This window comes from Solicola agrisoli (genome assembly GCF_049059935.1).
In the GTDB taxonomy this organism is placed as follows: Bacteria; Actinomycetota; Actinomycetes; order Propionibacteriales; family Nocardioidaceae; genus JAURVT01.
This window is the reverse complement of the sequence record NZ_JBMGQR010000018.1, coordinates 1-25,515: the sequence shown is the minus strand read 5'-3', so window position 1 is coordinate 25,515 and position 25,515 is coordinate 1. Positions and strand designations below refer to the sequence as shown.

The following is a 25,515-nucleotide window of genomic DNA, read 5'->3' as shown; positions in this document are numbered from 1 at the left end:
TCCTGCTGGTGGCCGTCGCGGTGCTCGCGGGTTGCTCGGGCGGTGACCCCGCGCCGGCCGCGGACCCGCTGGACGGCTCGGTCGGGCTCGGCGAGCGGCTCGACTCCGCCGGCGGCGCCCACGCCGTCGCCGCGATCACCGACGCGCTCGACCCGACCGCGGTCGGCGAGCCCGTCCAGGTGGCCCCGGACGAGCAGCTGGTCGCGGCCGTCGTCACCGAGTGCGCGTCGACGGATCGGGCGATCACCGTCTCGGAGAAGGGGTGGAGCGTGGTGCTCGGCGACGGGTCGAGCGTGCCGTCGCGGTTCGAGCCGACCGCGGCCACCGAGGGGTCGCCCAGCATCGACGAGACGCGACGCGTGCCCGCGGGCGAGTGCCGCTACGCGCGGCTGCTGTTCGCCGTCCCCAAGGACGCGACGGTCGCCGCCGTCCACGTCGACGCGGTCGACGACGCCCCCGCGGCGACCTGGCGGGACACCGCTTCTGCCTCCGTCGGCGACTGACCGGCCCTATCGTGACGGCCGTGAGCGCACCGGCCCCGTGGGGAGCACCCGCCCCTCCCCGACCTCCCGCGCCCGCCGGGGTCGTGCTCGGCCGGGTGGTGACGATCGTGCTGCTGGCGCTCGTCGCGGCGTGGGCGTTCGGCCTGCTGTTCGTCTCGGTGGCCTCGGTGATGACCGCGGGCGCGTGCGGGAGCGCCGAGCCCGAGCCCACCGCCTGCGTCGCGCGCGGGACGGTCGCGCTGTTCACCCCGTGGATCGGCTGGCTCCTCGGCCTGGTCGGCGGCATCCTCGGCACGGTGCTGCACTGGCGCCGCCGGGCGGTGTGGGTGTGGGGGCCGTTCGGCGTCGTGATGGCGGCGCTCGGGCTGCTCTCGGCACTCGTGCTGCTGTTCGGCTGGACGTTCTGGAGCTGATCCTGCGCCCCGCCCCCCGCGGGGCGACGATGGAGCGATGAGCAGCCAGGCACAGGAACCGTCCGAGGTCGACCCCGACGCGTTCGAGCCCACCGAGCCGTCCGCGTCCGCGCCGTCGGGCGAGGACGAGACCGACGACTCCAACGTCGCCGAGACGTCCGACCCCACGTCGGCCCCCAGCGACGGCAGGACCGGCCCACGCCCCGACCTGCCGCACGGCGGGAAGTAGCCCGGACGCACGCGACCCCCGGACACTGGGCGTCCGGGGGTCGACTGGCGGTGGCGGTGGGATTTGAACCCACGGTAGGTCTCCCTACACACGCTTTCGAGGCGTGCTCCTTAGGCCGCTCGGACACGCCACCGCCGGAGAATCTACCTCAGCCCCCGCGCCCGGCCACCATCCGCCCCCGGCCGGCCCGCCGCCCGCCTCCCAGCGGTGGGTGTGCCCCCAGGATCGGGCCGAACGTGGGGGCATGCCCACCGCCGACCCGTGGAGGTGGTGCCGTACCCACCGCCGGGTCAGCGGCGGGCGGCGAAGAAGTCGCGCAGCAGGACCGACGCCTCGTCGGCGAGGACGCCCGACACCACCTCGGGGCGGTGGTTGAGGCGGCGGTCGCGGACGACGTCCCACAGCGAGCCGACCGCACCGGCCTTGTCGTCGAACGCCCCGAAGACCAGGCGCTCGACGCGGGCCTGGACGAGGGCGCCGGCGCACATCGTGCACGGCTCGAGGGTGACGACGAGCGTGCAACCGGTCAGCTGCCAGTCGCGACGGGCGGCGGCGGCCTCGCGCAGCGCCACCACCTCGGCGTGGCCGGTGGGGTCGGCGTCGCGCTCGCGGGTGTTGCGGCCCCGGCCGACCACGGCGCCCTCGGCGTCGAGGACGACCGCGCCCACCGGGACGTCGTCCGAGGCGAGCGCCTGCGACGCCAGCGCCAGCGCGTCGCGCATGGCCGGCTCCCAGGTGCGTGCCACGTCCAGCCCTCCGTCAGTCGACGAGGTCGGTGAGCTGCTGGCCGAACCCCAGGCGGGCGGCGACGTCGCGCAGCACCTCGTCGGGGTAGAGGTCGTCGTCGTCGCACATCACGGCGAGGTCCATGGCGGTGACGCCGAGGTCGTCGACGATGCCCATGTCGCCCGCGGGCTGCGGGTCCTCGTCGTCGTCGGGGTCGGGGAGGTCGAGCAGGTCGGCCACGCCGCTCGCGAGCGGCCACTCGTCGACGGCCGTGACGTCCGACAGCATCAGCCGAACCTCGTCGCCCTGGACGCGGGCCAGGACGAAGAAGTCCTCGTCGACGGCGACCATGCCGATGACCCCGCCATCGGCCGGCCAGGGGCGCAGCGCGGCCACGAGCTCGTCGACGTCCTCGCCCACGACGTCGGGGAGCTCGGCGAGCTGCCAGACGCCCTCCTCGCGGTAGGCGGCGACCGCGAGGTCGACCGTGTCGTCCTGCGCCATGTCGGTGCCTCCAGGGTCGAGCGGTGCGTGCCCCTCGATCGTCGCAGAGCGAACCGCCATTACCTAGCGAGATCTGCCTCGTCCCGTCGTCACCTGCGTCCCCTAGGCTGCGGGCCATGCAGATCCACGTCGCGGACCACCCGCTGATCACCCACAAGCTCACGACGCTCCGCGACGAGACCACCGACTCCCCGACGTTCCGCCGGCTGGCCGACGAGCTCGTCACCCTGCTGGCCTACGAGGCCACGCGCGACGTCCGCACCGAGCCCGTCGAGGTGCGCACGCCCGTCGCGCTCGCCCAGGGGGTGCGGCTGTCGAGCCCCCGCCCGCTCGTGGTGCCGATCCTGCGCGCGGGCCTGGGCATGCTCGAGGGCATGCAGCGCCTGCTGCCCACCGCCGAGGTCGGCTTCCTCGGCATGATCCGCGACGAGGAGACCCTCGAGCCCTCGACCTACGCCGAGCGCCTGCCCGAGGACCTCGCCGGCCGCCAGTGCTACGTGCTCGACCCGATGCTCGCCACCGGCGGCTCGCTGTCGGCGGCGATCAAGTTCCTCGTCGACCGCGGCGCCGACCACATCACCTGCATCACCCTGCTCGCCGCGCCCGAGGGCGTCGCGCGCATCGAGAAGGACATGGAGGGCGTCGGCGTCCCCGTCGCCCTCGTCACCGCCGGGCTCGACGAGAAGCTGAACGAGGTCGGCTACATCGTCCCCGGCCTCGGCGACGCCGGCGACCGGTTGTACGGGGTGGTCTGAGCTTCCGGCCGCACCGGTCGACCGATTACCAGGATCTCCTGGTAAACGGTCGCGGACCACGGCGGAGTTGCCGCGGTCCGCGACCGTTCGCCGTGGTCCGTCTGCCCGTCACAGGCTCTTGACGGCGTTGAGCAGCTTGCCCATCTGGTCCTTGGCGTCGCCGAAGAGCAGCGTGGTGCGGGGCTCGAAGAGCAGCTCGTTCTCGATGCCGGCGAACCCCGGACGCATCGAGCGCTTCATGAACACGACCTGACGGCCCTGGTCGGCGTCGAGGATGGGCATGCCGTAGATCGGGGCGCCCGGTGACGTGCGCGCCGCCGGGTTGACGACGTCGTTCGCGCCGACGACGAGCACGACGTCGGCCTGCGGGAACTCGCCGTTGACGTCGTCCATCTCGCGCAGCTGCTCGTAGGGCACCTGGGCCTCGGCGAGCAGGACGTTCATGTGGCCGGGCATCCGGCCGGCGACGGGGTGGATGGCGTAGTCGACGACGGTGCCGCGCGCGGCGAGCACCTCGACGAGCTCGCGCAGCGTGTGCTGGGCCTGGGCGACGGCCAGCCCGTAGCCCGGCACGACGATGACGCGGTCGGCGTACCCCAGCATGATCGCGACGTCCTCGGCGTTGGCCGAGCGGACGGGGCGGTCGCTGGCCTCGCCGGCGCCCAGCGTCGAGCCGCCCTTGAGCGCCCCGAACAGGGTGTTGGCGACCGACCGGCCCATGCCACGGGCCATCAGCACCGTGAGCAGGGTGCCGGACGCGCCGACGAGCGTGCCGGCCACGAGCAGCAGCGTGTTGCCGAGGACGTAGCCGCCGGCGGCGACCGTCAGGCCGGTGAAGGCGTTGAGCAGCGAGATGACGATCGGCACGTCCGCGCCGCCCACCGGCAGGACGAGCAGCACCCCGACCACCAGGCCGAGCACCGCGATCACCACCCCCACCCAGACGACGGGGTCGGCGACGACCAGCCCGCCGAGCACGACGGCTCCCACCAGCGCGGCGACGAAGGCGATCGGCAGGCCCGGGAACACCACCGGACGGGTGGTCATCAGCTCCTGCAGCTTGGCGAACGTCACCACCGACCCGGCGAAGGACACCGAGCCGACCAGCACGGTGAACGCGGTGGCCACCAGGACGACGGCCGGCGCTAGACCGCCCGCCGCCACGATCTCGTCCAGCTCCAGCAGCGCGACGAGCGCCGCCGCTCCGCCGCCCACGCCGTTGAACAGCGCCACGAGCTGGGGCATCTGCGTCATCTGGACGCGCCGTGAGCCCACCACGCCGATCACCGTGCCGACGACGATCGCCGCGACGATGGGCAGCACGTGGTCGAGGTCGCGCTCGAAGAACACCACCACGGTGGCGACGGCCGCCGCGGCCGCGCCGAGCAGGTTGCCGCGGCGCGCGGTGCCCGGCGACGACAGCCCCTTGAGGGCGAGCACGAAGCAGACTGCCGCGGCGAGGTAGACCAGCTGCACCCAGACCGGGGCGCCGGTGACCATCAGCGGTCCCCGTCCGTCTTGGCCGCGGGCCTGCGGCGCGCGCCGAACATCTGGAGCATCCGATCGGTCACCACGAAGCCGCCGACGAGGTTCACGGTGGCGAGCACCACCGCCACCAGGCCGACCACGAGCGTCAGCGTGCTCTCGGCTCCCCCGGTGACCAGGATCGCGCCCACCAGGATGATGCCGTGGATCGCGTTGGCGCCCGACATCAGCGGCGTGTGCAGCGTGGAGGACACCTTGGAGACGACCTCCACGCCGACGAACACGCTCAGCACGAAGATCGTCAGCCAGACGACGTCGGGGTTCACGACGGCTCCTCGGTGTCGGGGTCGGGCTCGGGCGGACCGCCCAGCAGGTCGCGCGTGGGCCCGTGACGGACGTGGCCGCCGTGCGTGACGCACGCGCCGAGGACGATCTCGTCGGAGAAGTCGGGCGCGAACCTGCCGTCGTCGCCGGTGACCAGCGCCAGCAGGTTGACGACGTTCTGCGACAGCAGCCGGCTCGCCGGCCCCGGCATCTGGCTGGGCACGTTGCGCCCGCCCCACACCTGGGCGTGGCCGAGCTGCACGATCGAGCCGGCCTGCACGCCCTCGACGTTGCCGCCGCTCTCGGCCGCGAGGTCGACGACCACCGAGCCGGGGCCCATCTGCTCCACCATCTCGGCGGTCACCAGGATCGGCGCGACGCGTCCGGGCACCGCGGCGGTGGTGATGAGCACGTCGGCGGCGGCGACGTAGGGCGCGAGCAGCTCGCGCTGACGGTCGGCGCGCTCGTCGGACATCTCGCGGGCGTACCCGCCGGCGCCCTCGAGCGTGGGCAGGTCGATCTCGATCGCCTTGGCACCCATCGAGCGGATCTCCTCGGCCGCCGCGGCGCGCACGTCGTAGGCGCGCACCACCGAGCCCAGTCGGCGCGCGGTCGCGATGGCCTGCAGACCCGCCACCCCCGCACCGAGCACGACGACCTGGGCGGGCTGGACCGTGCCCGCCGCGGTCATGTTGAGCGGGAAGAACTTGCGGAGCAGACCGGCCGCGACGATCGCGCCGCGGTAGCCGGTGACGAGCGCCTGCGACGACAGCGCGTCCATGCTCTGCGCCCGGGAGATGCGGGGCACCAGCTCGAGCGCGAACGAGGTGGCGCCGACGTCGCGCAGGTCGGCGACGAGGTCGAGGTTCTGGGCGGTGGGCAGGAACGACAACGTGCCCGCGCGCGGACGCAGCGCACGCACCTGGTCGTCGCGCAGCGGCTGCACGGACAGGACGAGGTCGGCGTCGGCGATGCCGTCGACCACCTCGGCCCCGGCGTCGAGGTACTGCTGGTCGGCGTGCTGCGCCGCGGCGCCGGCACCGGGCTCGACGTCGACCTCGTGGCCCGCCGCGACCAGTGCGGCCACCGACTCGGGCACCAGCGCGACGCGCGCCTCACCGTCCTGGGTCTCCCTGGCCACGGCGATCCGCATGCGGTGAACCTAGTAGGAGGACGGGGACGCGCCCGGCATCTGCCCGGCGCGTCCCCGTCGACGGTGTCAGCGCAGCTGCGCGTCCTGCAGCGCCTGTCGCACCAGCGCGTCGCCGGACGTCGCCGGCGCCAGCTTGGCGCTCGGCGCACCCGCGGCCGGCGTGGGCGTGGGCGCCGGCACCGGGTCGCACTGCAGGTCCGAGCGGCTGCCCGAGACGCGGGCGGGGACCGCACCGGTCTTCAGGTAGGCGCCGATCGCGTCGTCCACGCAGGCGACGCCGTTGAGCGAGCCCGCGTGCGTGGTTCCGCCGACGCCCTCGATCAGCGAGGCCGACGGGAACAGGCTGCGCACCTTGAGGCTGCCGCTGTACGGCGTGGCCGCGTCGAGCGTCTCGGACACCAGCAGGATCCTGCTGTCGACCTTGCTGCCGCTGACCTTGACGGGCGTGGACGCCTTGCCGGGCCACGTCAGGCACGGGCCGTTGAACCACGCGTTCGCCCAGGTCTCGAACGGCGCCTCGGCGTAGGTGCGCCAGTTGTCGAGGCGGATCCTGGCGAAGCTCTCCGGCCACGGCGCGTCGGTGCAGACGGTGGCGAGGTACATCGCGGTGCCGTTGTCGGCGCCCTCCCCACCGGGCACCGGGTACTGGGCGAGCAGCGCGGTGGCGTCGCCGCGGTTGACCAGGTCGGACAACGCGTGGCCGAGGACGTCCCAGTCGAACACGTAGTACCCGGCGCTGAGCAGGACGTCGTTGAGCTCGTCGGGGCCGAGCTTGCCCTGCGCCGGCTGGGCGTCGAGCTTCTCCAGCTGGTCCTCGTACGCGGCGCGCACCTCCGCGCCGCTGTCACCGAGGCCGTAGACGTCGTCGTGGTCGCCCACCCAGTCGAACCAGACCTGGATCGTCTTCTCGAAGGCGAGGTCCTGGTCGAGGTTCGACCGGTACCAGACGCGCGTCGGGTCGACGTTGCCGTCCATGACGAACCGGCGGACACGCGTCGGGTGCTGCGTGGCGTAGACCTGCGCGAGGTAGGTGCCGTAGGAGAAGCCGTAGAAGTTCATCCGCTCCTGGCCGAGGGCCTTGCGGATGCTCTCCATGTCCTTGACCGAGTCGGTGGTCTTGACGTGGTTCAGCAGGCGGGCGCCGTCGGCGTACTTGCAGGCGGTGGCGTAGCGCTCGGACTTCTTGAGCCAGACCTTCTCCAGCGCCCGCGTGGTGGGCACGTAGTTCGGCCGGTCGTAGCCGGTGAAGTCGGGGTCGCACGACAGCGACGGCGTGCTCGACCCGACGCCGCGGGGGTCGAAGCCGATCCAGTCGTAGTCGTCGTCACCGGTGCCCGGGACGATGTCGCCGCGTCCGAGGACCGACAGCGACAGCCCCGACCCGCCGGGCCCGCCGGGGTTCGTCAGCATGATGCCCTGGTAGTCGGCGGCCGACGAGCGGTGCTTCAGCCGCGACACGGCGAGCTTGATCGTGGCGCCCTTGGGCTTGGCGTAGTCGAGCGGGACGACCAGCGTGCCGCACTCGATCTTGTTGGCGGTCAGCGCCGGGTTGGCGCAGGTGCCGAAGGTGAGGGGTCTCGGGGTGAACGCGGGGGCCTTGGCTCGCGGGGCGGGCTGGGCCTGCGCGGGCAGTGCCACGGCGCCGGCGAGCACGGCCGCCAGCGTCGACACCAGGACGAGCAGCTTCTTCATGACGGGGGTCTCCGATCTCCGCCGGCGTCGTCGCGCCGGACTCGCGAAGACTGCCCCGGCTCGACCTGGTTGTCCAGAGCAACCGACGCAACGACGATCGACGTGCCCGCGGCCCGCGACCGTCGGTCGGGCGTACTAGCGTCGGCGGCATGAGCACCCGCATCGGAGCCCACGTCGACCAGGCCGACCCCATCGCCGACGCCCGCGCCCGCGGCGCCGACGTCGCGCAGATCTTCCTCGGCGACCCGCAGGGCTGGAAGGGCCCGACGGTCGCCTACGAGGGCGGGGCCGAGGCCCTGCGCGCGGCCGCCGAGGACGCCGGGATCGGCCTCTACGTCCACGCCCCCTACGTGCTCAACGTCGCCACCACCAACAACCGCATCCGCATCCCCAGCCGCAAGCTGCTGCAGAAGCACGTGACGCTCGCCGCCGAGGTCGGCGCGCTCGGCGTCATCGTCCACGGCGGGCACGTGCTCGCCGCCGACGACCCCGAGGTGGGCTTCGACAACTGGCGCAAGTGCATCGACCAGCTCGACGCACCCGTGCCCGTCCTCGTCGAGAACACCGCCGGCGGCGACCACGCCATGGCGCGGCACCTCGAGCGGATCGCGCGGCTGTGGGAGTCGATCGGCGACGCCGAGGGCGGCGACCAGGTGGGCTTCTGCCTCGACACCTGCCACGCCTGGGCGGGCGGCCTCGACCTCGCGACGGCCGTCGAGGAGGTCCGCGCCGTCACCGGACGCATCGACCTCGTGCACCTCAACGACAGCCGCGACGTCGCCGGCTCGGGCGCCGACCGGCACGCCAACCTCGGCCAGGGCCACGTCGACCCCGACCTGCTGGTGGGGGTCGTGTCCGCGGCGAGCGCACCCGTCGTCGTCGAGACCCCCGGCGGCATCGACGAGCACGCCGCCGACATCGCCTGGCTCCGCGAGCGCCTCCCCGCCTAGCCGCGATCCGCCGATCCGCGCGCATCGGTCCGTCGATCGACGTCGCGCGAACCGACGGACCGGTAGACGCGGATCGGCGGATCGCGGGGGTGGCGGATTTCAGATACCGACGGTATCTTGAATCCATGACCCAGAACCTGACCGGCAAGGTCGCCCTCGTCACCGGTGCCGCCCGAGGCATCGGCGCGGGCGTCGCCCGTGAGCTCGCCGACCGTGGCGCCCGCGTGGCGCTGCTCGGCCTCGAGCCCGACGAGCTGGCCAAGGTGGTCGCCGACATCGGTGCCGACCGCGCCGCCTGGTGGGAGGCCGACGTCCGCGACGGCGAGCAGCTCACCGAGGCCGTCGACGCCGCCGCCGAGCACTTCGGCGGCATCGACCTGGTGCTCGCCAACGCCGGCATCTCGGCCTACGGCACCGTCCGTCAGATCGCCGAGGACGACTGGGAGCGCGTCGTCGACGTCAACCTCAACGGCGTGTACCGCACGCTGCACGCCACGATCCCGCACCTGGTGCGCTCCGGCGGGTACGCGCTGGTCGTCTCCTCGCAGGCCGCGTTCACCCCGCTGGCCGGCCTCGCGGTCTACAACGCGAGCAAGGCCGGCGCCGAGGCCCTGGCCTTCGCCTGCCGCCAGGAGGTCTCGCACCTCGGCGTCGGCGTCGGCGTGTGCCACCCGTCCTGGGTCGACACCGACATCGTCCGCGGCGCCGAGGCCGACCTGCCGTCGTTCCGCGACGTCCGCACGAAGCTGCCGTGGCCGGCCAACGGCACCACCGACCTGCCCACCTGCATCCGGCTCATCAGCGACGGCATGGGACGACGCGCCCGTCGCGTCTACGTGCCGCGCGAGGTGCGCGTCTCCAACGTCACCCGCCAGCTGCTGACGTCGGGTCTGCTCGACCCGATCGTGCGCCGCATCGCGGGCCGCACCGTGCCGCAGATGGAGCGCGAGGTCGACGCCCTCGGCCGCGCGCACTCCAAGCACATCCCGGTGACGCAGCGGAAGTCGCGCGCCTAGCCGGCGGGCGTCAGGCCGACGCGCTGACGGACGCCGCGAGCGCCGTCAGGTGATCCAGGCGCGCGAGCTCCGAGCCCAGCACCTCGGGCCCGCCGTGCCGGCCCAGCACGATGACCATGTCGCGACCCGGGACGCGGGCGCCCGCGAGCACCGTCGACTCCCACGCCGGGACGCCCGGCAGCAGGGTCGCCCTGGAGATCGTCAGCCACTCGGCGCACTCGGCCACCAGCTGCGGCGCGGTGTCGGTGGCCCGCACCAGCGCGACGTCGCCGTCGGGCTCGGCCCGCAGCGACATGGCCCAGTCGGCGCGGAACGTCGCGGGCACGAGATCCACCAGGCTCTCGAGCGCCCGGGACGGGTCGTTGGTGAACGCCTCGACGGTCTCGAGGTCCATCGTCAGGTTGGCGCCGGCGTTGTAGCGGGACACCCACTGCACGCGCACGCCGTCGAGCTTGTGGCAGGCGGTGACCAGGGCGTCGGGCATGACGCTGGGGGGCAGCTCGAGGAGCACGTCGTCGACGGCCTTGCCGTCGCCGCGGTGCTCGATGATCTCGATCGCCTCGATGTCGGCACCCGCGGAGCCGAGCGCCGTCGCGAGGGCGCCCAACGACCCGGGGACGTCGGGCAGCTCCACCCGCAGCAGGAACGCCATGGGCCCCATGCTCCCAGCCCGACGTTTCGGGCGAGGTCACACCTCCCGCATGGTGGACCGCTGGGCCCGGTCTGGCAGGCTCGTGGCGTGAGCCAGACCGAGCCCCTGACTTCCGTCCACACCCCTCTGCGCCGTGCCTTCGCGGTGGTCGCCTTCGCCGAGGCCGCCTCCTGGGCGGGCCTGCTCGTGGGGATGTACTTCAAGTGGATCGCCGGCACCACCGAGCGCGGCGTGGAGGTGATGGGCCCGATCCACGGCGCCATGTTCGTGCTCTACGTCGTGGTGGCCCTGCTGTGCTGGCGCACGTTCCGCTGGTCTCCGCTCGTGCTCCTGGCGGCGCTCGCGGCGAGCATCCCGCCGTTCGCCACCGTGGTCTTCGAGCGCTGGTCCGAGCGCTCTGGCCGTCACATCTGGCAGCGGTAGGCCACCTGCGGGGTCGCGCCGCGCGTCCTACGGTGTGGGGACGCCGACGACAGGAGCCACCATGGCGACCGACAAGACCGTGCTCGAGTCCGACTTCTTCGGCTACGAGTCGCTGCTGACCGACGACGAGGCCGACACCGTCCTCAAGGTCCGGGCGTTCATGGAGGACAAGGTCCAGCCGATCGCCAACCAGGCCTGGATGGACGCGGAGTTCCCGCACGACCTGGTCCCCGGCATCGCCGACCTCGGCATCATCGGCATCGCGTTCCCCGACGACGACACCCCCGCCGCGCGACCGCTGCTCACCGGGTTCATCGGTGCCGAGCTGGCGCGCGTCGACGCCTCGATCGCCACGTTCTACGGCGTGCACAACTCCCTCGCCATGGGCACCATCTCGGTGCTCGGCTCGGTCGAGCAGCAGGACCGCTACCTGCCGGCCATGCGCCGGATGGAGAAGATCGGCGCGTTCGGCCTCACCGAGCCCAGCGGCGGCTCCGACGTCGCGGGCGGCCTGACCACCACCGCCCGTCAGGACGGCGACGGCTGGGTGCTCAACGGCGCCAAGCGCTGGATCGGCAACGCGACGTTCGCCGACCACACGATCATCTGGGCCAAGGACGAGGCCGACGGCGAGGTCAAGGGCTTCGTCGTCGACGGCGACACCCCCGGCTTCACCGCCACCAAGATCGAGAACAAGATCTCGCTGCGCACGGTGCAGAACGCCGACATCGTCCTGGAGGACTGCCGGGTGCCCGCCGAGGCCAAGCTCGAGCACGCCAACTCCTTCGCCGACACCAACAAGGTGCTGCAGGAGACGCGCGGCGGGGTGTCGTGGTCGGCGGTCGGCGCGCAGATGGGCGCGTACGAGCTGGCACGCGCCTACGCCGTCGAGCGCGAGCAGTTCGGCCACCCCATCGCGCACTTCCAGCTGATCCAGGCGCACCTGGCCAACATGCTCGGCAACGTCACCGCCTCGCTCGGCATGACGGTGCGCGTGGCGCAGCTGCAGGAGGCCGGTGAACTCACCGACGAGCAGGCGGCGCTGGCCAAGTCGTTCACCACGACGCGGCTGCGCGAGACCGTCGCCTGGGGACGCGAGCTGTTCGGCGGCAACGGCATCGTCGTCGACCACGGCATCGCCCGCTTCTTCGCCGACGCCGAAGCGCTGTACTCCTACGAGGGCACCCGCGAGATCAACGCCCTGATCGTCGGCCGCGCCATCACCGGCGAGCAGGCCTTCGTCTAGCCCCCTCCCCTCCCCCGCCCCTCCCGCCGAGTGGCGCAAGATCGGGGTCGACACGCGCGATCCGGCCCGATCTTGCGCCACTCGGGACGGGTTCTGCGCCACTCGGCGTTCCACGACGGCCCCGACGGGTGCAGGATCGGGGGCGTGCACGTCCTCCCCCACCTGGTCCCGACGACGGCCGACGCGCGCCGTCCGGAACACACGGGCACCCCGACGGGTTCCACCCCCACGTGAACGAGCCCTCCAGCCTGCCCACGCGGCCCGGCCCCGAGACGCGGGTCAGGCTGCCCGTCGCGGCGCCCGCCGTCCGGCGGTTCATGGCCACCGAGTCCGGCGGCGCGGTGCTGCTGCTGGGCGCCACGGTGCTGGCGCTGCTGTGGGCCAACTCCCCGTGGTGGGAGACCTACGAGCAGGTCTGGGGCACCCACGCGGGCCTCGGGATCGGTGACGTCGCCCTCGACCTGAGCCTGCGGCACTGGGTCAACGACGCCCTGATGGCGATCTTCTTCCTGGTCGTCGGGCTGGAGATCAGCCGCGAGGTCTGGGTGGGCGACCTGCGCAACCCGCGGACGGTGGCCGTCCCCGCGCTGGGTGCCGTCGGCGGCATGCTGCTGCCCGCGCTCATCTACCTGGCCTTCAACCCCAGCGGCCCCGAGGCGGCCGGGTGGGGCATGGCGATGTCGACCGACACCGCGTTCCTGCTCGGCGTGCTCGCACTGTTCGGCCCACGCTGCCCCGACCACCTGCGCCTGTTCCTGCTGACGCTCGCCATCGTCGACGACATCGGCGCGATCGCCGTCATGGCGGTGTTCTACAACGACGGGCTCCAGCTCGGGGCACTGACCATCGCCGTGGTGCTCGCCGCGCTGCTGGTCCTCATGCGCCGCGCCGGGGTCTGGCAGGTGACGCCGTACGCGATCGTCGGCCTGGGCCTGTGGCTCGCGGTGCACGAGTCGGGCGTCCACGCGACGATCGCCGGCGTGGTCATCGGGCTCGCGGTGCCCGCGGCCCTGATCGACAAGAAGCAGCGCGACCGGATGACGTTCTACGTCAACGCCCTGCAGGAGCGCGCCGCCCCCGACCGCGCGCAGCTGACGATCTCGGCCGCGCGCGCGACGATCTCGACCAACGGCCGCATGCAGTACGCGCTGCACCCCGTGAGCGCGTTCGTCGTCGTGCCGCTGTTCGGCCTGGCCAACGCCGGCGTGCACCTCGACGGCCCGACGCTCGCGGCCGCGGCGACGTCGTCGATCACCATCGGCATCGCCGTGGCCCTCGTCCTGGGCAACGCGGTGGGCATCAGCGTCTTCTCGGCCGTCGCCCTGCGCTCGGGCCTGGGCGACCTGCCCGGGCGCGTGCGCTACGGCCACCTGATGGGCGGCGCGGTGCTGGCCGGCATCGGCTTCACGATCTCGTTGTTCATCGCCGAGCTCGCGTTCGACGACGCCGCGCTGCGCGACCAGGCCAAGATCGGCATCCTCACCGGCTCGCTGCTGGCCGCCGTGCTCGGCTCGGTGCTGCTGCGGACGCTCGGCGAGCGGCTGCCGATGTGCACGCCCGACGGCGACGGGATGCGGTGGCCGGAGCTACCGCCCCGACCGTGGAGAGCCCCCACGGGCTGACAGGCCGACGGCCGCGCGCAGGTCGCGCAGCTCGAGCCGCCCCTGGTACGGGCGGCCGTCGACGAAGACCCCCGGCGTGCCGCGCACGCCGAGCGCGACCGCCGCGGCGTAGTCGTCCTCGACGACCTCGCCGAACCGTTGCGGCTCGTCGCCGACCAGCGAGGTGCCGTCGATGCCGAGCTCGGTGCCATACGCGACGAGGTCCTCGTCGGTCAGCCGGTCCTGGTGGGCGAACATCTGACGGTGCAGCGGCCAGAACAGCCCATGCTCGCCCGCCGCCTCCGCCGCCAGGGCCGCGGTGAGCGCGTAGGGGTGGCGCTGGAAGAGCGGCAGGTGACGGAACACCAGCTGCACGTGGCCGTCGGACTCGTCGACCAGCCGGTGCAGGACGGGCGCCGCCGCCCCGCAGTACGGGCACTCGTAGTCGCCGAACTCCACGATCGTGACCGGCGCGTCCGGGTTGCCCAGGACGTGCCGGGAGTCGCCCTCCGGCACGAGGTCGACCGGCTCGGGGCTCTGGGTTTCCGTGTCGCTCATGCACCCAGCCTAGGCCGGGCCCGGAGCCTCAGGCGGCGCTGAACGTCAGGCAGTCGGCGACGTCGGCGCCCGCGCCCACCCGGACGTTCTCGGCGCCGCACTCGAGCTGGTCGTTGTGCACGCACTCGGTGCGGTGGCACGCGCCGACGTGCGCCTCGGCCGACGCGGTGCCGCCCTTGTCGGCGGTGTCGACGAACGTGCCGCAGGCCGCGGACGAGCCGGTGACGGTGATCGCACCGGCGTGGCAGTCGTCGTCGTGGTTGTACGAGCACCCCGCGACGCTGCAGGTGCTGACGATGGGAAGGCTGGTCATGGTCATGGTGGCTCCCGGTGGTCGATGCTCCGTGGCACCACCATGCGACGGGAAACCGGTCTTGAGAAGCCTGGAGAGGCTTGCCTGACCGGGGTGCCGAGGTCAGTCCGAGAGGTCGACGACGGTCGCGTCGAGCGCCGTCAGCAGCGCGGCGGCGTCCACCAGGACGCCGTGCCCGTGGCTGCCCGAGCCGAGCGCGATGCGCCCGCCGATGCGGGAGTCGGCGTACACCGGCCAGGCCGTCGTGCTGCCGAGCGGCGTGATGGTGCCGCGCTCGTACCCGGTGGCCGCGCGGGCCACCGACGCGTCGGGCATCGAGAGCCGGTTGGCGCCGACGGCCTCGCGCAGGCGCGGCCACGAGATCGTCCGGTCGCCCGGAACGAGGACGAACAGGTGGTCGTCGTCGCCGCGGCGCACCACGAGCGTCTTGACGAGCGCCGCCTGCTCGACGCCGAGGCCGGCGGCGGCCTCGGCCAGGCTGCGCGCGGGAGGACGTTCGCGCACCTCGATCTCCAGGCCGCGCTCGGCGGCGTCGGCGCGGGCCCGGGCGGTGGGGTCGTCGGTCACCGCCCCATCATGCTCAGGTGAGCCTGGGCTCACGACCGGCGGGCGTCGGCGGCCCGTCCTAGCCTGCCTGCCATGGACATCACGCAGGAGATCCTGGACGACCACGCCGAGCAGCGGAAGCTCTTCTCGGTCATCGAGCAGATCGACGCCGGCAACACCGACGCACTCAGCGCGGTGTGGGGCCGGCTCGAGGCGCTGCTGGACTCGCACGCCGAGGCCGAGGAGCAGCTGTTCTACCCCGTGCTGCTGAAGAAGGGCGAGGGTGCGGGCGGCACCGACTCCCCCGAGGCCGAGACCGACGACGCGATCGGCGACCACAACGACATCCGTGACGCCGTGGCCGCGGTCGGCGACCACGAGGTCGGCTCGGACGCCTGGTTCGAGGCCGTGGCCAAGGCCAATGAGGCCAACGGCGACCACCTCGCCGAGGAGGAGCGCGAGGGACTCACCGACTTCCGCGAGAACGTCTCGCTCGAGGAGCGCCACCGCCTCGCGGTCGAGTTCGTCGCCTTCCAGGCCGCGCACGTCACGGGCGTCAAGCGCGTCGACAAGGACCCGCAGGAGTACATCGAGCAGCACTCCTAGTCCGAGGGCCCCGGCAGGCGTCCGTAGCTGTTGCGGTACGTCCTTCCGGGCCGTGGGCGGGTGAACTTCAGGCCCGCCCACGTGTCGTCGACCCGCAGGCACGTGCTCTCGACGAGGCCGTGGTCGTAGCCGATCTCGATGACGGCCGGCAACCCGAGGTCGGAGCCGAGCCGATGACCCTTGGGCCACGACACCCAGAGCGCGCCCCGGGGTGCCAGGCGGTCGCGCAGGCGCGGGAACGCGACGGTCATCTCGGCCCGCGTGACGACGAACAGGTGCGCGAGGTCGAGGACCCCGTCCGGCTCGTCGGTCAGGTCGAGGTCGGGCAGACCCATCGACCGGACGACGTCGGTGGGTGCGTCCACGAGGTGGGCCCGGCAGCCCGGCCGCACCACCATCTTCTCGGCGACGGTGTGGGTCATCGGGGCCTCCGGGGGCGGGGCGCCCGCGCGTCGGGCGTCGACGTGGCAACACTGGGACCGGGCACTGACAATTCCGCCCGGATCGCGCAAAACCCTCCCGCCGCCGCCGTCACCGCAGCATGATGGGTCTCGTCAATCTTGAGGAGATCCCCCGTGCCCCGTCCTCGCCTGTCCGCGCGTCTCGCCCGGCGTGCCGCCGTCGTCACGACCCTGCTCGCCGTGGCCGTGTCGGTGACGCCCGGAGTCGTCGCCGGCGCCCCCGTCGCCGCACCTCAGCGGGCGGCGTCGTCGTCGCCCCGGATGTGCACCCACGCGGCGCACGACGTCACCCAGGTGCCCAAGCTGTCGGCGATGGTGCGGCGCGAGTACAGCTGCGTGCTGGTGTTCAACGACGCCGCCACCAGCTGGCGCGGCATCAGCGACCCGTGGTTCATCGTCCACAACGACCCCAAGTACCGCTGGGACCGGTGGGTGCAGGCCAAGCGCGGCCGGCAGCTCGTCATCGCGCAGTCGCTGATCCCCGCCGGCGCGCCGAGGAACTGGCGCGCGCTCGGCGCGACGGGGCGCTACGACGCGCACTTCCGGCGCCTCGGCGCCAACCTCGTCGCCGCCGGGCTCGGCGGCTCGGTGATCCGCCTGGCGCACGAGGGCAACGGCGACTGGTTCCGGCACCGCGCCGGCACCACGCGCAAGCAGCAGCGCCAGTGGGCGAGGTACTGGGCGCGCGCGGCCAGGGCGCTCAAGTCCACGCCCGGCTCGAGCTTCACCCTCGACCTGACGGTCGCCGCCGGCTCGCCCGTCCTGCCGATGAAGTACTGGTACCCCGGCGACAAGGCCGTCGACGTCATCGGCGCCGACTTCTACGACCGCGTGCTCCCCGGCCAGCCCCGTCGTCAGCCCAAGCGCTGGCGCTTCCAGCGCACCCAGCGTGGCGGACTGGACGACCTCGCGAGGTTCGCCCGCGCGCACCGCAAGCCGCTGAGCATCCCCGAGTGGGGGCTCGCCGCGCGCAAGGTGGGCGGCGCCGGCGACAGCCCGGCCTACATCCGCAAGATGATCGCGTTCGCCCGCAGGAACGACGTGGTCTACATGGGCTACTGGAACAGCCCCGGACCCAGCCACCTGCGGAACAACCCCAAGTCGCTCCGCGAGTACCGGCGGCTCGTCAAGCACGCACGGTTCTGACGTCGGCCGCCCGGTGGCGGCAGCCCCGGGCCCGCGAGAGACTCCTGCCGAGCGCGCCGGGACCGCCGGCGTCCCGACCCCAGGAGCAGCGTGGACGTGACCCGCACCGCCCTCGTCACCGGAGCGGGGCGCGGCATCGGCCGCGCGATCGCCGAGACCTTCCACGCACGGGGCTGGCGCGTCGGGGTCTTCGACGTCGACGGCGACGCCGCCGAGGCGCTCGCGTCGTCGCACGAGCACATGCTCGCCGGGACGATGGACGTCCGCGACGAGGACGCGTGGACGTCGGCGCTGGAGCGTCTCTGCGGTCCGAGCGGCGGGCTCGACCTGCTGGTGAACAACGCGGGCCTGCTGCGCTCGGGGCCGTTCGCGACGATGCCCGTCGCCGACCACCGGGTGCAGGTCGACGTCAACGTCTCCGGGACGCTGCTGGGCGCCCGTCTCGCGCACCACCGGCTCGCCCGCAGCCGAGGGATGCTGCTCAACCTGTGCTCGGCGTCGGCGATCTACGGCCAGCCGATGCTCGCGACCTACGGCGCCACCAAGGCCGCGGTGAAGTCGCTGACCGAGGCCCTCGACCTGGAGTGGCGTGGCGACGGCGTGCGCGTGCGCAGCCTCCTGCCGCTGTTCGTCGACACCGACATGGTGAGCGGGGACGCCACCGGCGCGGCGAGCGTCCAGCGTCTCGGGGTGCGCCTCACCACCGACGACGTCGCGCGCGCGGCGTGGCGCACCTGGAGCGAGCGAGGCGTGCCGCTGCGCGGGCCGCACCGGGTGGTGGGCCGTCAGACCCTGGCGCTGCGGTCGGCCGCCTCGGTGGCACCGGACTGGGTGGTCAGGCAGGCCATCCGCCTCACCTCGGGCTGAGCGGCGCCGAGGCGACGCGGCCGACCGTCAGAGCAGACCGTTCTCGGTGAGCCAGTCGCGGGCGACGGTGACGGCGTCGTCCTTGTCGATCTGGACGCGTGCGTTGAGCTCGGTGAGCGTGGTGGTGTCGAGCTTGGCCGAGATCTCGTCGAGGACGTCGGCGGCGCCGTCGGGAACGGTGTCGGTGTTGACGAACGGGATGACGTTCTGGACCCCGAAGACGTTCTCGGGGTCGGTCAGCGCGACGAAGCCCCGCTCCTCGATCTCGGGCGTGGTCGAGTACAGGATGCCGGCGCCGACGTCACCGTCGGCCAGGGCACTGATGGTGAGGGGGCCGGCCTGGTCGAGCGGCTTGAACTCCTTGAACTTCAGCCCGTAGACCTCCTCGAGTCCGACCAGGCCCTGGTAGCGGTCCTTGTCCTCCGGGGCGCCGGCGAAAACCAGCGAGGGAGCGACCGGGGCGAGATCGGCGATCGACTCCAGGTCGTTCGCCTCGGCCGTCTTCTCGGTCACCACCACGGTGTTCTTGTCCTGCGCGGGCGACGGGTCGAGGACCTCCAGGTTGGCCGGCAGCAGCTCGATCAGGGCGGCGTCGACGGTCTCGGTGGTCGTCGAGGTGTCCTTGGCGTCGAGGTAGGACAGCAGCGCGCCGTTGTACTCGGGCAGCACGTTGACCGACCCGTCCTTCATGGCCTCGTAGAGGATCTCGCGGCTGCCGATGTTGAGCTTGGTCTCGACGGTGAACCCGGCCTTCTTGAGCGCCTCGGAGTACATCTGCGCGAGCAGCTCGTTCTCGGCGAAGTTGGCCGAGCCGACGACGATGGTGCCCTCGTCGGCGGAGGCCTCCCCCATCGCGTCGCCACCTCCGCAGGCGGTCGCGGCGAGGACGACCCCCGACAGGGCGGCGATCAGGCGGACGGTTCGGGACGGGTGCGGGCCTCGCATGGGGATGACCTCCAGGTCGGTGTGGTCTCGGGGGGACGGTGCAGGACCGAGCGTGGCGCGCGCTCGTGCCCCACGGGATGGTGCCGTGCGAGGGGTGTGCGGGTGGTGCGACGAGGGTCAGGCGGTCCGGCCGTAGAAGAGCTTCTGCGTGAGCGCGTTCATCTTGTCGTCGGGCCTCTCGGAGTACGCGAGCACGGCGTTGACACGGCGCTGCGAGCCCGCGACGGGCGTGACGCGGTGCATCGAGTACTGGCCCCGGAACATCGTCAGCGCCCCGGGAGGGCTGGTCAGCGTGATCCGGTTGGGGTGGGCGTCGTCGAGGGCCGCGAGGACACCGGCCTCGTTCTCGTCCTCGGCACCGCGCAGGTGGTGGTGGTACTGGTACTCGCCCCCGTCCTGCGACGGCTGCAGCATGACGGTGACGGCGAACGGCGAGCGGTCGAAGTGCCAGCCCAGCTCGTCGCCCTCGTCGAAGACCATCAGCGACGCCGCACCGAGCTCGTCGGCGTAGGGGTGGAAGTCGTCCATGGCGAGCGCCCGGCCGAGGAACGCGGTGAGACCGTCCCACTCGTAGGCCGTGCGCAGGGGCGAGTCGGCGTCGACGAGGTCCCAGGCGACGGCGGCCTTGGACGTGTGCTGCAGGCGGTTGCGGGGGACGTCGGGTCCACCGTCGTCGGTGACCTTCTCGAAGTAGACGTTGTGCTTGTCGTCGGTGCGCCAGGCCACGTCCTGCTTGCGCAGCGCCTCGTCGACCAGGGCGGCGACGGCCTCGGGTCGGAAGAACCCCGGCAGCTGGCAGGCACCCTCGAAGGCCAGGGCGGCGTGGCAGAAGGCGAGCAGCTCCTTGCCGCGGGGGCTGTCGAGGTCGTCGATCGGGTACCGGTCGAGATCGATGACACCGCGGACGGCGTCGAGGTCGGTGGACATGTCGAGGTGGTTCCTTCCCGTGCGACACCCGCGGACGTGGGTGGGTGTCGCCAGCATCGACCTGGCGCGAACATCAGCACCAGTGCGTTCTCGTGCTTGCGAACATCACGGCTGCTTATGATTCGACGATGGCGACACCGCTGTGGGCCCGGCTTGACTCCCGCCACCTGGTGACCCTGTCGGAGGTCGCCCGGTGCGGCTCGTTCACCGCCGCGGCGACCTCGCTGGGCTACACCCAGTCGGCGGTGAGCCAGCAGATCGCCCGGCTCGAGCGGATCGTCGGCCACGCGCTGGTGGACCGGCTCCCCGGAGGACGCTCGGTCTCGCTGACCCCCGCCGGACGGGTGGTGCTCCAGCACGCGGACGTGGTAGCGGCCACCGTCCAGCGGGCCGCCGCCGACATCGCCGCACTCGACCAGGGAATGGCGGGCACCCTGCGGATCGGGTGCTTCGAGAGCGTCGGCACGGGTCTGCTCCCGGACGCGCTGGCGATCTTCTACGAGACCTTCGACCGGGTGCAGGTGGTGCTCAGCGAGCTGCCCGACGACGGCGACCTCCTCGACCGTCTGGGCCGCGACGAGCTGGACCTGTCGTTCGTGGTCTACCCCCTCGCCCCCGGTCCCTTCGAGAGTGCGGCGCTGCTCGAGGACCCCTACGTGCTCCTCGTCGCCGAGGACTCCCCGATGGCCACGGTGACCGGTGCGGTCGACCTGGACGACTACCCCGAGCTGCCGCTCGTCGGCTACGGCGAGATGCGCGCCGTCCACTCGATCGAGGCCCGCCTCGGACGCCCCTCCTACGGCAGCCGGATCGTGTTCCGGAGCAACCAGAACTCCACCATCGTGAGCCTGGTGCAACGCGGGCACGTCGCAGCCGTCCTGCCGCGGCTGTCCGTGGTCCCGTTGCCGCCGGGCCTGAGGACCGTCGAGCTGCGCCGCGTCAGCCCTCGCGTCGTGGGGCTGGCCTGGCACCGCCACCGCCCGGTCAGCGAGGCGGCCGCCGGCTTCATCCGCGCGGTTGAGGAGGTCGTCGAGGCGTGAGGCCGTCATGCAGGAGGCCCCCACCGCACGCGGTGGGGGCCTCCTGATGGGGTGCGCCCGAAGGGATTCGAACCCCTAACCTTCTGATCCGTAGTCAGATGCTCTATCCGTTGAGCTACGGGCGCAGGCCCTCGTCGAGGGCAGCCCACACCATATCCCGGCCGGTCGCGCGAGGTGAAATCGGGGCCTCGGTCACGGGGGTGCACCACTGTGTGCATTCGCCGGACGGGCGCATGTTCTGACGGATACCTTGTGTCCGTCTTCGCCGAGTTCGCGGCGATCGAACTGGGGGTACGACCACGTGAAGAGCTCTGTCCTGTCCGCGCGACGACGGGCCCTCGGGCTGACGCTCGCCGCCGTGGTCGCCGCCGCGACCGCCGTCGCCGCACCGATCGCCTCGTCGCAGGCCGCGCCCAACGACGCGCTGTGCCCCGACGCCTACCCGGCCGCCGACCTCACCGACGGCCAGGCACTGACCGGCAAGGTGACGACGAACGGCACCACGCCCGACGCCCTGACCGGCACCTACGAGGGCACCATCGAGGACGGCATCGCGCCGGGCGTCGACCTGCTCATCGTCAAGGTCGCGGGATCGCGGGTCACCAAGGCCGACGGCTCGGTCGACGCCGGCATCTGGGCCGGCATGTCGGGCAGCCCGATCTACGCCTCCGACGGTCGCCTCGTCGGTGCGGTGTCGTACGGGTTCAGCCTGCAGTCCAGCGACTACGCGGGCGTGACGCCCGCCGCCGACCTGTACGCGATCGACCCCGCGGCCAGGCCGGCCGCCAAGGTCGCCGTCCAGGGCGGCCTGGCCCGGACGATGCGCGCCGACGGCGTCAGCGCGGCCTCGGTCGACCGCGGCCTGCAGCGCCTGCGCGTCCCCCGCAGCATCAGCGGCGGCCTCTCGCGCACCCACCTGAACAGCTACGCCCGCAAGACCGGCTACTCGGCGCCCGCGTCGCAGGCGGCCACCACCGGCTCGCGCGCCAGCAGCACCGTCTTCCCGATCGCCCCCGGCAGCGCCGTGGGCACCTCGGCGTCGTACGGCACGATCACGCTCGCCGGCGTCGGCACCGTGACGGCCGTCTGCGGGTCCAAGGTCTTCGCCTTCGGCCACCCCGACTCCTTCACCGGCCCGTCCACGCTGACGATGCACGGCGCCTCGCCCGTGTTCATCCAGCGCGACGACTCCGCCGGGTCGTACGTCCTGGCCAACGTCGGCGCGCCCCGCGGCCAGATCACCCAGGACCGCACCGCCGGCATCCTCGGCGCCCTCGGAGCCGCCCCGCGCAGCGTCCCGGTGACGACCCGGACCGTCGTCGCCGGCAAGGACCGCACCTCGGTCACCCGCGTCAGCGTCCCGGAGGCCGTCGCGTTCATCACGGCCGTGCAGACCGAGTCCGAGGTCGAGAACGTCTACGACGGCTACCAGCCCGGGACCGCCGACGTCTCGTACGCCGTGCAGATCCGTCGCGCCAACGGCCAGGTCGTCTGGTACCGCCACGCCGACCGCGCGTCGGACCGCTCCGACGTCAGCGTCGTCGCGCCCAACGCGCTCGGCAACGACCTGCAGACCATCATCGACAACGACTTCGAGGACGTCACCGTCCTCGGTGTCTGGCAGACCACGCGCATCGCCACGAAGTACTCGGCCTACACGGTGGGCCGCGTGCAGGCCAAGCAGAAGGGCAAGTGGCGCACGGTCACGGAGAGCTCAACGATCGCCGCCAAGGCCGGCAACAAGGTCAACCTCAAGGTGACGCTCAAGCCCGGCCGCGGCAGCGCCGGCAGCACCCGCACCGTCAAGCTCGCCGTCAAGATCCCCAAGCGCTACCGCGGGGCGCGGGGCATCGTCCGCGTCGCCGGCCTCGCCGACCAGATGGGCGGCTACTCCTCGGACTACTTCGAGGAGGAGTCCGACGAGGAGGACGACATGTACTACTCGTCGTCCAAGGAGACCACGGTGACGTCGTTCCCCGCGCTGCTCAAGGAGCTCGCCGCCGCACCGCGCAGCGACGACCTCGCGGCCTCGATCGACATCCTCGACGAGGAGGCCGAGGAGATCGTCCCGCTCCGCAAGTCCGTCCGTCGCGCACCGGCGCCGGTCTCGGGCGGCATCACGGTGGCCCTGAAGGTCCGCCGCTGACGAGTCCCACCACCACCTGACGCGACGGGCGTCCGACCCACGGGGTCGGGCGCCCGTCGTGCGTCCCGGCGGTCTCGGACGGCCGCAATTGTCGCTCTGACCATTTGCGAAATGCCCCGGGAAATGCTGGGAACATGCGTGAAAAATAGTCACTGTCACCACGCTTCTCGTCAGTCTGACCAGCACCGAATTCCGTCAGGATGACCAGAATTGCAGGGCTCTGAGGTGTGAGCCGACTCACGGGGGTGGAGTTTCCGATTCCTTTCCCGGCCCTTTAACGTGAGCCCACGGCGCATTTGCGGAGCCATTGTGGTTTCCGACAACAAATGCGTCGTCGACCGTTCACCACCCGCCGCCTCCGGGCGGCAGACCCCTTTCAGGGGGTCGACGACGCGAAGGGCACCCACGATGGCCGCAGAGACCGTCACCGAGACCAGCACCTCCACCGGCACCAGCCACGCGCAGCTCCAGGCGTGGGTCGACGAGGTCGCACGACTCACCCAGCCCGACAGCGTCCACTGGGTCCAGGGCACCGACGCGGAGTGGGCCACGCTCACCGACCGGCTCGTCGACGCCGGCACGTTCGTGCGCCTCGACGAGTCCAAGAAGCCGAACTCGTTCTGGTGCGCCTCGGACCCCACCGACGTGGCGCGCGTCGAGGACCGCACCTTCATCTGCTCGGTCGACGAGAAGGACGCGGGGCCCACGAACAACTGGAAGGCCCCCGCCGAGATGAAGGCGATCATGACCGAGCTGTACGCCGGCTCGATGCGCGGTCGCACCATGTACGTCATCCCGTTCGTCATGGGCCACATCGACGCCGAGCACCCGATGTTCGGCGTCGAGATCACCGACTCGGAGTACGTCGTCGCCTCCATGTCGGTGATGGCGCGCATCGGCCGCGAGGTGCTCGACGCGATCGAGGCCACCGACGCCGACTACGTGCCCGCCCTGCACTCGGTCGGCGCGCCCCTGGCCGACGGCGAGCAGGACGTGGCCTGGCCCTGCAGCGACACCAAGTACATCGTCCAGTTCCCCGAGGAGCGGGCGATCTGGTCGTACGGCTCGGGCTACGGCGGCAACGCCCTGCTGGGCAAGAAGTGCTACTCGCTGCGCATCGCCTCGGCGATGGCGCGTGACGAGGGCTGGCTCGCCGAGCACATGCTCATCCTCAAGCTCACCTCGCCCGAGGGCGACGTCAAGCACGTCGCCGCGGCGTTCCCGAGCGCGTGCGGCAAGACCAACCTCGCGATGGTCGAGCCCACCATCCCGGGCTGGAAGGTCGAGACGCTCGGCGACGACATCGCCTGGATGCGCATCGGCCAGGACGGTCGCCTGTGGGCCGTCAACCCCGAGGCCGGCCTGTTCGGCGTCGCACCGGGCACCGGCTGGGAGACCAACGCCAACGCGATGCGCACCATCGCGCAGGGCAACTCGGTCTTCACCAACGTGGCGCTCACCGACGACGGCGACGTGTGGTGGGAGGGCATGACGCCCGAGGCACCGGCGCACCTGACCGACTGGAAGGGCCGCGACTGGACGCCGGAGTCCGACGAGCCGTCGTCGCACCCCAACAGCCGCTTCTGCACCCCGATCCGCCAGTGCCCGATCCTCGCGCCGGAGTACGACGACCCGCGCGGCGTCCCGATCGACGCGATCCTGTTCGGCGGCCGTCGCAAGACGACCATCCCCCTGGTCACCGAGGCGCGCGACTGGACCCACGGCACCTTCATGGGCGCCACGCTCAGCTCGGAGACCACCGCCGCCGCGACCGGTGCCGTCGGCGTCATCCGCCGCGACCCGATGGCCATGCTCCCGTTCATCGGCTACGACGCCGGCGACTACCTGAACCACTGGATCACGATGGGCAAGGACAACGACGCGTCCAAGATGCCCAAGGTGTTCTACGTCAACTGGTTCCGTCGCGACGACGACGGTGGCTTCCTGTGGCCCGGCTTCGGCGAGAACAGCCGCGTCCTGAAGTACGTCGTCGACCGTCTGGCCGGCCGCGTCGAGGCCGTCGAGACGCCCATCGGCCACGTCCCGGCGCCGGGCTCGCTCGACCTCGACGGGCTCGACGTCTCGCCCGAGCAGATGGAGAAGGCGCTCACCGTCGACCCGGCCGAGTGGCGCGAGGAGCTGCCGCAGATCGCCGAGTGGTTCGAGAAGTTCGGCGACACCCTTCCCGCCGTCCTGTGGACCGAGCTCGACACCCTCAAGGCCCGCCTCGGCTGACCCCCCGGCCTCCGCCGAGTTGTCGGTGCCTCACAGGGTCATGGCCCTGTGAG

At 72.3% G+C, this 25,515-nt stretch carries 28 protein-coding genes and 2 tRNA genes; 15 read left to right on the top strand and 15 right to left on the bottom strand.

Translation table 11 applies throughout. The features are described from left to right. The first annotated feature begins 8 nt into the window (after window positions 1-8). The 3 genes from ACI6PP_RS08970 to ACI6PP_RS08960 are packed head-to-tail and all read left to right on the top strand — an operon-like array spanning window position 9 to window position 1,145. Window positions 9-503 carry a hypothetical protein gene (locus tag ACI6PP_RS08970; RefSeq protein ID WP_421110943.1) on the top strand — a complete coding sequence of 165 codons (495 nt, stop codon included), beginning with the start codon at window positions 9-11 and terminating at the stop codon, window positions 501-503. A gap of 20 nt (window positions 504-523) precedes the next feature. Beyond that, window positions 524-916, top strand: a complete 393-nt coding sequence (locus ACI6PP_RS08965; protein WP_421110941.1) for a hypothetical protein — start codon at window positions 524-526, stop codon at window positions 914-916. A gap of 37 nt (window positions 917-953) precedes the next feature. Continuing rightward, on the top strand, window positions 954-1,145 hold the full coding sequence (locus ACI6PP_RS08960; protein WP_421110940.1) for a hypothetical protein: 192 nt from the start codon (window positions 954-956) through the stop codon (window positions 1,143-1,145). A 45-nt stretch (window positions 1,146-1,190) separates the two neighbouring features. Here ACI6PP_RS08960 and ACI6PP_RS08955 read toward each other — a convergent pair. The 3 genes from ACI6PP_RS08955 to ACI6PP_RS08945 all read right to left on the bottom strand — a co-directional run bounded on the left by ACI6PP_RS08955 (window position 1,191) and on the right by ACI6PP_RS08945 (window position 2,375). Continuing rightward, window positions 1,191-1,278 (bottom strand) — tRNA-Ser (locus tag ACI6PP_RS08955). A gap of 157 nt (window positions 1,279-1,435) precedes the next feature. Further along, complete coding sequence (gene tadA / locus ACI6PP_RS08950; protein WP_421110990.1) at window positions 1,436-1,867, bottom strand: tRNA adenosine(34) deaminase TadA; 432 nt, start codon at window positions 1,865-1,867, stop codon at window positions 1,436-1,438. Window positions 1,868-1,904: 37 nt separating this feature from the next. Continuing rightward, window positions 1,905-2,375 (bottom strand): tRNA adenosine deaminase-associated protein, encoded by a 471-nt coding sequence (locus ACI6PP_RS08945; protein WP_421110938.1) that lies wholly within the window; start codon window positions 2,373-2,375, stop codon window positions 1,905-1,907. A gap of 116 nt (window positions 2,376-2,491) precedes the next feature. On the opposite strand from ACI6PP_RS08945, the gene upp reads away from it, so the two are divergent. Further along, window positions 2,492-3,130: a uracil phosphoribosyltransferase gene (upp, locus tag ACI6PP_RS08940; RefSeq protein WP_421110937.1), complete on the top strand. Its 639-nt coding sequence runs from the start codon at window positions 2,492-2,494 to the stop codon at window positions 3,128-3,130. A gap of 108 nt (window positions 3,131-3,238) precedes the next feature. On the opposite strand, the gene ACI6PP_RS08935 is transcribed toward upp, so the two are convergent. From ACI6PP_RS08935 to ACI6PP_RS08920, 4 genes are all read right to left on the bottom strand, one after another. Beyond that, a complete protein-coding gene (locus ACI6PP_RS08935) occupies window positions 3,239-4,630 on the bottom strand; it encodes an NAD(P)(+) transhydrogenase (Re/Si-specific) subunit beta (RefSeq protein WP_421110935.1) in 1,392 nt (463 codons plus the stop codon). Continuing rightward, complete coding sequence (locus ACI6PP_RS08930; RefSeq protein WP_421110933.1) at window positions 4,630-4,941, bottom strand: NAD(P) transhydrogenase subunit alpha part 2; 312 nt, start codon at window positions 4,939-4,941, stop codon at window positions 4,630-4,632. The genes ACI6PP_RS08935 and ACI6PP_RS08930 overlap by 1 nt, the downstream gene beginning before the upstream one ends. Then, window positions 4,938-6,092, bottom strand: a complete 1,155-nt coding sequence (locus tag ACI6PP_RS08925) for an NAD(P) transhydrogenase subunit alpha (protein WP_421110931.1) — start codon at window positions 6,090-6,092, stop codon at window positions 4,938-4,940. The genes ACI6PP_RS08930 and ACI6PP_RS08925 overlap by 4 nt, the downstream gene beginning before the upstream one ends. Window positions 6,093-6,158: 66 nt before the next feature. Next, window positions 6,159-7,784 (bottom strand): alpha/beta hydrolase, encoded by a 1,626-nt coding sequence (locus tag ACI6PP_RS08920; protein ID WP_421110930.1) that lies wholly within the window; start codon window positions 7,782-7,784, stop codon window positions 6,159-6,161. Between the two features lie 149 nt (window positions 7,785-7,933). On the opposite strand from ACI6PP_RS08920, the gene ACI6PP_RS08915 reads away from it, so the two are divergent. Further along, window positions 7,934-8,734, top strand: coding sequence for a deoxyribonuclease IV (locus tag ACI6PP_RS08915; protein ID WP_421110929.1), 801 nt, complete (start codon window positions 7,934-7,936; stop codon window positions 8,732-8,734). A 125-nt stretch (window positions 8,735-8,859) separates the two neighbouring features. Continuing rightward, entirely contained in the window at window positions 8,860-9,750 is an 891-nt protein-coding gene (locus ACI6PP_RS08910) for an SDR family oxidoreductase (protein ID WP_421110928.1), read from the top strand. 10 nt (window positions 9,751-9,760) lie between these two features. Here ACI6PP_RS08910 and ACI6PP_RS08905 read toward each other — a convergent pair whose 3' ends face one another. Continuing rightward, window positions 9,761-10,393 (bottom strand): ACT domain-containing protein, encoded by a 633-nt coding sequence (locus tag ACI6PP_RS08905; protein WP_421110989.1) that lies wholly within the window; start codon window positions 10,391-10,393, stop codon window positions 9,761-9,763. 96 nt (window positions 10,394-10,489) lie between these two features. Here ACI6PP_RS08905 and ACI6PP_RS08900 point away from each other — a divergent pair, with 96 nt between their 5' ends. From ACI6PP_RS08900 to nhaA, 3 genes are all read left to right on the top strand, one after another. Next, complete coding sequence (locus tag ACI6PP_RS08900; RefSeq protein WP_421110926.1) at window positions 10,490-10,825, top strand: DUF3817 domain-containing protein; 336 nt, start codon at window positions 10,490-10,492, stop codon at window positions 10,823-10,825. Window positions 10,826-10,886: 61 nt separating this feature from the next. Continuing rightward, the gene (locus ACI6PP_RS08895) at window positions 10,887-12,071 is read left to right on the top strand and encodes an acyl-CoA dehydrogenase family protein (RefSeq protein WP_421110924.1); all 1,185 of its coding nucleotides are present in this window, start codon (window positions 10,887-10,889) and stop codon (window positions 12,069-12,071) included. Window positions 12,072-12,301: 230 nt separating this feature from the next. Next, the gene (gene nhaA / locus ACI6PP_RS08890) at window positions 12,302-13,693 is read left to right on the top strand and encodes a Na+/H+ antiporter NhaA (RefSeq protein ID WP_421110922.1); all 1,392 of its coding nucleotides are present in this window, start codon (window positions 12,302-12,304) and stop codon (window positions 13,691-13,693) included. Here nhaA and ACI6PP_RS08885 read toward each other — a convergent pair. The 3 genes from ACI6PP_RS08885 to ACI6PP_RS08875 form a co-directional block, all read right to left on the bottom strand. Continuing rightward, window positions 13,658-14,230, bottom strand: a complete 573-nt coding sequence (locus ACI6PP_RS08885) for a DsbA family protein (RefSeq protein ID WP_421110920.1) — start codon at window positions 14,228-14,230, stop codon at window positions 13,658-13,660. The two genes, nhaA and ACI6PP_RS08885, sit on opposite strands and share 36 nt — an antisense overlap. 28 nt (window positions 14,231-14,258) lie before the next feature. Beyond that, the gene (locus tag ACI6PP_RS08880) at window positions 14,259-14,543 is read right to left on the bottom strand and encodes a DUF1540 domain-containing protein (protein ID WP_421110918.1); all 285 of its coding nucleotides are present in this window, start codon (window positions 14,541-14,543) and stop codon (window positions 14,259-14,261) included. A gap of 102 nt (window positions 14,544-14,645) precedes the next feature. Further along, a complete protein-coding gene (locus ACI6PP_RS08875) occupies window positions 14,646-15,110 on the bottom strand; it encodes an aminoacyl-tRNA deacylase (protein ID WP_421110916.1) in 465 nt (154 codons plus the stop codon). Between the two features lie 72 nt (window positions 15,111-15,182). On the opposite strand from ACI6PP_RS08875, the gene ACI6PP_RS08870 reads away from it, so the two are divergent. After that, entirely contained in the window at window positions 15,183-15,695 is a 513-nt protein-coding gene (locus ACI6PP_RS08870) for a hemerythrin domain-containing protein (protein ID WP_421110914.1), read from the top strand. Here ACI6PP_RS08870 and ACI6PP_RS08865 read toward each other — a convergent pair. Next, on the bottom strand, window positions 15,692-16,117 hold the full coding sequence (locus tag ACI6PP_RS08865; RefSeq protein ID WP_421110912.1) for a hypothetical protein: 426 nt from the start codon (window positions 16,115-16,117) through the stop codon (window positions 15,692-15,694). The genes ACI6PP_RS08870 and ACI6PP_RS08865 overlap by 4 nt on opposite strands. Window positions 16,118-16,270: 153 nt before the next feature. Between ACI6PP_RS08865 and ACI6PP_RS08860 the strand changes: the two genes are divergently transcribed. Together ACI6PP_RS08860 and ACI6PP_RS08855 are read left to right on the top strand one after the other, a co-directional pair. Continuing rightward, window positions 16,271-17,302, top strand: a complete 1,032-nt coding sequence (locus ACI6PP_RS08860) for a glycosyl hydrolase (protein ID WP_421110910.1) — start codon at window positions 16,271-16,273, stop codon at window positions 17,300-17,302. Window positions 17,303-17,398: 96 nt separating this feature from the next. Then, window positions 17,399-18,169, top strand: coding sequence for an SDR family oxidoreductase (locus ACI6PP_RS08855; protein ID WP_421110908.1), 771 nt, complete (start codon window positions 17,399-17,401; stop codon window positions 18,167-18,169). A 27-nt stretch (window positions 18,170-18,196) separates the two neighbouring features. Here ACI6PP_RS08855 and ACI6PP_RS08850 read toward each other — a convergent pair whose 3' ends face one another. Continuing rightward, window positions 18,197-19,114: an ABC transporter substrate-binding protein gene (locus tag ACI6PP_RS08850; RefSeq protein ID WP_421110906.1), complete on the bottom strand. Its 918-nt coding sequence runs from the start codon at window positions 19,112-19,114 to the stop codon at window positions 18,197-18,199. Between the two features lie 117 nt (window positions 19,115-19,231). Further along, on the bottom strand, window positions 19,232-20,041 hold the full coding sequence (locus tag ACI6PP_RS08845) for a HalD/BesD family halogenase (RefSeq protein ID WP_421110905.1): 810 nt from the start codon (window positions 20,039-20,041) through the stop codon (window positions 19,232-19,234). Between the two features lie 128 nt (window positions 20,042-20,169). Here ACI6PP_RS08845 and ACI6PP_RS08840 point away from each other — a divergent pair, with 128 nt between their 5' ends. Beyond that, window positions 20,170-21,081, top strand: a complete 912-nt coding sequence (locus ACI6PP_RS08840; RefSeq protein WP_421110903.1) for a LysR family transcriptional regulator — start codon at window positions 20,170-20,172, stop codon at window positions 21,079-21,081. Between the two features lie 52 nt (window positions 21,082-21,133). Here the strand turns inward: ACI6PP_RS08840 and ACI6PP_RS08835 are convergent. Further along, window positions 21,134-21,206: transfer RNA gene (locus ACI6PP_RS08835), tRNA-Arg, on the bottom strand. A 176-nt stretch (window positions 21,207-21,382) separates the two neighbouring features. Here ACI6PP_RS08835 and ACI6PP_RS08830 point away from each other — a divergent pair. Next, window positions 21,383-23,227: a hypothetical protein gene (locus ACI6PP_RS08830; protein WP_421110902.1), complete on the top strand. Its 1,845-nt coding sequence runs from the start codon at window positions 21,383-21,385 to the stop codon at window positions 23,225-23,227. Window positions 23,228-23,635: 408 nt separating this feature from the next. After that, window positions 23,636-25,462 carry a phosphoenolpyruvate carboxykinase (GTP) gene (locus ACI6PP_RS08825; RefSeq protein WP_421110900.1) on the top strand — a complete coding sequence of 609 codons (1,827 nt, stop codon included), beginning with the start codon at window positions 23,636-23,638 and terminating at the stop codon, window positions 25,460-25,462. Window positions 25,463-25,515 lie beyond the last annotated feature (53 nt).

Coding starts and splice junctions, on each gene's coding strand:
- ACI6PP_RS08870 (WP_421110914.1), top strand. CDS start 15,183: ATGGACATCACGCAGGAGATCCTGGACGACCACGCCGAGCAGCGGAAG.
- ACI6PP_RS08925 (WP_421110931.1), bottom strand. CDS start 6,092: ATGCGGATCGCCGTGGCCAGGGAGACCCAGGACGGTGAGGCGCGCGTC.
- ACI6PP_RS08960 (WP_421110940.1), top strand. CDS start 954: ATGAGCAGCCAGGCACAGGAACCGTCCGAGGTCGACCCCGACGCGTTC.
- ACI6PP_RS08865 (WP_421110912.1), bottom strand. CDS start 16,117: ATGACCCACACCGTCGCCGAGAAGATGGTGGTGCGGCCGGGCTGCCGG.
- upp (WP_421110937.1), top strand. CDS start 2,492: ATGCAGATCCACGTCGCGGACCACCCGCTGATCACCCACAAGCTCACG.
- ACI6PP_RS08850 (WP_421110906.1), bottom strand. CDS start 19,114: ATGCGAGGCCCGCACCCGTCCCGAACCGTCCGCCTGATCGCCGCCCTG.
- ACI6PP_RS08920 (WP_421110930.1), bottom strand. CDS start 7,784: ATGAAGAAGCTGCTCGTCCTGGTGTCGACGCTGGCGGCCGTGCTCGCC.
- ACI6PP_RS08885 (WP_421110920.1), bottom strand. CDS start 14,230: ATGAGCGACACGGAAACCCAGAGCCCCGAGCCGGTCGACCTCGTGCCG.
- tadA (WP_421110990.1), bottom strand. CDS start 1,867: ATGCGCGACGCGCTGGCGCTGGCGTCGCAGGCGCTCGCCTCGGACGAC.
- ACI6PP_RS08935 (WP_421110935.1), bottom strand. CDS start 4,630: ATGGTCACCGGCGCCCCGGTCTGGGTGCAGCTGGTCTACCTCGCCGCG.
- ACI6PP_RS08945 (WP_421110938.1), bottom strand. CDS start 2,375: ATGGCGCAGGACGACACGGTCGACCTCGCGGTCGCCGCCTACCGCGAG.
- ACI6PP_RS08840 (WP_421110903.1), top strand. CDS start 20,170: ATGGCGACACCGCTGTGGGCCCGGCTTGACTCCCGCCACCTGGTGACC.
- ACI6PP_RS08910 (WP_421110928.1), top strand. CDS start 8,860: ATGACCCAGAACCTGACCGGCAAGGTCGCCCTCGTCACCGGTGCCGCC.
- ACI6PP_RS08825 (WP_421110900.1), top strand. CDS start 23,636: ATGGCCGCAGAGACCGTCACCGAGACCAGCACCTCCACCGGCACCAGC.
- ACI6PP_RS08895 (WP_421110924.1), top strand. CDS start 10,887: ATGGCGACCGACAAGACCGTGCTCGAGTCCGACTTCTTCGGCTACGAG.
- ACI6PP_RS08915 (WP_421110929.1), top strand. CDS start 7,934: ATGAGCACCCGCATCGGAGCCCACGTCGACCAGGCCGACCCCATCGCC.
- ACI6PP_RS08845 (WP_421110905.1), bottom strand. CDS start 20,041: ATGTCCACCGACCTCGACGCCGTCCGCGGTGTCATCGATCTCGACCGG.
- ACI6PP_RS08880 (WP_421110918.1), bottom strand. CDS start 14,543: ATGACCAGCCTTCCCATCGTCAGCACCTGCAGCGTCGCGGGGTGCTCG.